Annotated in this window: 2 protein-coding genes; both read left to right on the top strand. The window is 68.9% G+C overall.

Annotated features, from left to right (window positions below):
- The coding region (locus ACIRF9_RS52530) for a 2-oxoacid:acceptor oxidoreductase subunit alpha (protein ID WP_403837773.1) at window positions 1-1,854 on the top strand (1,854 nt) is incomplete at its 5' end.
- Window positions 1,844-2,896, top strand: a complete 1,053-nt coding sequence (locus ACIRF9_RS52525; protein WP_403837771.1) for a 2-oxoacid:ferredoxin oxidoreductase subunit beta — start codon at window positions 1,844-1,846, stop codon at window positions 2,894-2,896. The genes ACIRF9_RS52530 and ACIRF9_RS52525, both read left to right, overlap by 11 nt.

Below are 2,896 nucleotides of genomic sequence, written 5' to 3'. Positions count from 1 at the left end.
AAGGACGTACGCCGTCTCGACCGGGTGATCATCAGGTTCGCGGGGGACTCGGGTGACGGTATGCAGCTCACCGGTGACCGCTTCACCTCGGAGACGGCGTCGTTCGGCAACGATCTGTCCACCCTGCCGAACTTCCCCGCCGAGATCCGCGCGCCCGCCGGCACCCTCCCCGGCGTCTCCTCGTTCCAGCTGCACTTCGCCGACCACGACATCCTCACGCCGGGTGACGCGCCCAATGTGCTGGTCGCGATGAACCCGGCCGCGCTGAAGGCCAACATCGGCGATGTGCCGCGCGGCGCGGAGATCATCGTCAACACGGACGAGTTCACCAAGCGGGCGATGCAGAAGGTGGGGTACGCGGCCTCGCCGCTGGAGGACGGTTCCCTCGACGGTTACCAGCTCCACCCGGTCCCGCTGACCACCCTGACCGTCGAGGCTCTCAAGGAATTCGACCTCACCCGCAAGGAGGCCGAGCGCAGCAAGAACATGTTCGCGCTCGGCCTTCTGTCGTGGATGTACCACCGGCCGACGGAGGGCACCGAGAAGTTCCTGCGGTCGAAGTTCGCCAAGAAGCCCGACATCGCGGCCGCCAACATCGCCGCGTTCCGTGCGGGCTGGAACTTCGGGGAGACCACCGAGGACTTCGCCGTCTCCTACGAGGTCGCGCCGGCCGCGAAGGCGTTCCCGGTCGGGACGTACAGGAACATCTCCGGGAATCTGGCGCTGGCGTACGGGCTGGTCGCCGCCTCGCGGCAGGCCGATCTGCCGCTGTTCCTGGGCTCGTACCCGATCACTCCGGCCTCGGACATCCTGCACGAGCTGAGCAAGCACAAGAACTTCGGTGTGCGTACCTTCCAGGCCGAGGACGAGATCGCCGGCATCGGGGCGGCGCTGGGGGCCGCCTTCGGGGGGTCCCTCGCGGTGACGACGACGTCGGGTCCGGGGGTGGCGCTGAAGTCGGAGACCATCGGGCTCGCCGTGTCGCTGGAGCTGCCGCTGCTGGTGGTGGACATCCAGCGGGGCGGGCCGTCGACCGGGCTGCCGACCAAGACCGAGCAGGCGGATCTGCTGCAGGCGATGTACGGGCGCAACGGCGAGGCGCCGGTGCCGATCGTGGCCCCGCGCACGCCGGCCGACTGCTTCGACGCGGCTCTGGAGGCGGCGCGGATCGCGCTGACCTACCGCACGCCGGTGTTCCTGCTCAGCGACGGCTATCTGGCCAACGGTTCGGAGCCGTGGCGGATCCCGGAGCTGGACGAGCTGCCGGATCTGCGGGTGCAGTTCGCGCAGGGCCCGAACCACACCCTTCAGGACGGCAGCGAGGTCTTCTGGCCGTACAAGCGGGACCCGCAGACCCTGGCCCGGCCGTGGGCGATCCCGGGCACCCCGGGACTCGAGCACCGCATCGGCGGGATCGAGAAGGAGGACGGGACCGGGAACATCTCCTACGCCCCGGCCAACCACGACTTCATGGTCCGCACCCGCCAGGCCAAGATCGACGGCATCACCGTCGCGGACGTGGAAGTGGACGACCCGCACCAGGCGAGAACCCTGGTCCTGGGCTGGGGATCCACCTACGGGCCGATCACCGCCGCGGTGCGCAGGCTGCGGGCGGCCGGCGAGGCCATCGCGCAGGCCCACCTGCGCCACCTCAACCCCCTCCCCCGCAACCTCGGCACGGTCCTTCAGGCCTACGACACGGTCGTCATCCCGGAGATGAACCTCGGCCAGCTCGCCACCCTCGTCCGCGCGAAGTACCTGGTCGACGCCCACTCCTACAACCAGGTCAACGGCATGCCGTTCAAGGCGGAGCAGCTCGCCGCGGCGCTCAAGGAGGCCATCGATGACCACTGAGCCACTCTCCCTCGTCCCCAAGGCCGAGGCCCGGCAGTCCATGAAGGACTTCAAGTCGGACCAGGAAGTGCGCTGGTGCCCCGGCTGCGGCGACTACGCCATCCTCGCCGCCGTCCAGGGCTTCATGCCCGAACTCGGCCTGGCCAGGGAGAACATCGTCTTCGTCTCCGGCATCGGCTGCTCCTCCCGCTTCCCCTACTACATGAACACCTACGGCATGCACTCCATCCACGGACGTGCCCCCGCCATCGCCACCGGCCTGGCCACCAGCCGCCGCGACCTGTCCGTATGGGTGGTCACCGGCGACGGCGACGCCCTCTCCATCGGCGGCAACCACCTCATCCACGCCCTGCGCCGCAACGTCAACCTCAAGATCCTGCTGTTCAACAACCGCATCTACGGCCTCACCAAGGGCCAGTACTCCCCCACCTCCGAAATCGGCAAGATCACCAAATCCACCCCCATGGGGTCGCTGGACGCGCCCTTCAACCCGGTGTCGCTTGCCCTGGGCGCGGAGGCCTCCTTCGTGGCACGCACCATCGACTCCGACCGCAAGCACCTCACCGACGTCCTGCGCCAGGCCGCCGCCCACCCCGGCACCGCCCTCATCGAGATCTACCAGAACTGCAACATCTTCAACGACGGCGCCTTCGACGCCCTCAAGGACAAGCAGCAGGCCGAGGACGCCGTCATCCGCCTCGAACACGGACAGCCCATCCGCTTCGGCACCGACCTCACCAAGGGCGTCGTCCGCGACCCCGCCACCGCCGACCTCAAAGTCGTCGCCGTGACCCCGGAGAACGAGGGGCAGATCCTGGTCCACGACGCGCACTCCGCGTCCCCGACCACCGCCTTCGCCCTCTCCCGCCTCGCCGACCCCGACACCCTGCACAACACCCCCATCGGCGTCTTCCGCTCCACCGAACGCCCCGTCTACGACACCCAGATGGCCGACCAACTCGACACCGCCGTCGAACAACAGGGCAAGGGCGACCTCGCCGCACTCCTGGCCGGAGGCGACACCTGGACCGTCCTCGGCTGA

The sequence above is a fragment of the Streptomyces sp. NPDC096132 genome, assembly GCF_044763345.1.
In the GTDB taxonomy this organism is placed as follows: Bacteria; Actinomycetota; Actinomycetes; order Streptomycetales; family Streptomycetaceae; genus Streptomyces.
Note: the sequence above shows the minus strand (reverse complement) of the source record. Positions and strands in the feature narration are given on the sequence as shown.

Bases quoted from the DNA above. Each gene is read 5' to 3' on its own strand.
- ACIRF9_RS52525 (WP_403837771.1), top strand. From the start codon at position 1,844: ATGACCACTGAGCCACTCTCCCTCGTCCCCAAGGCCGAGGCCCGGCAG.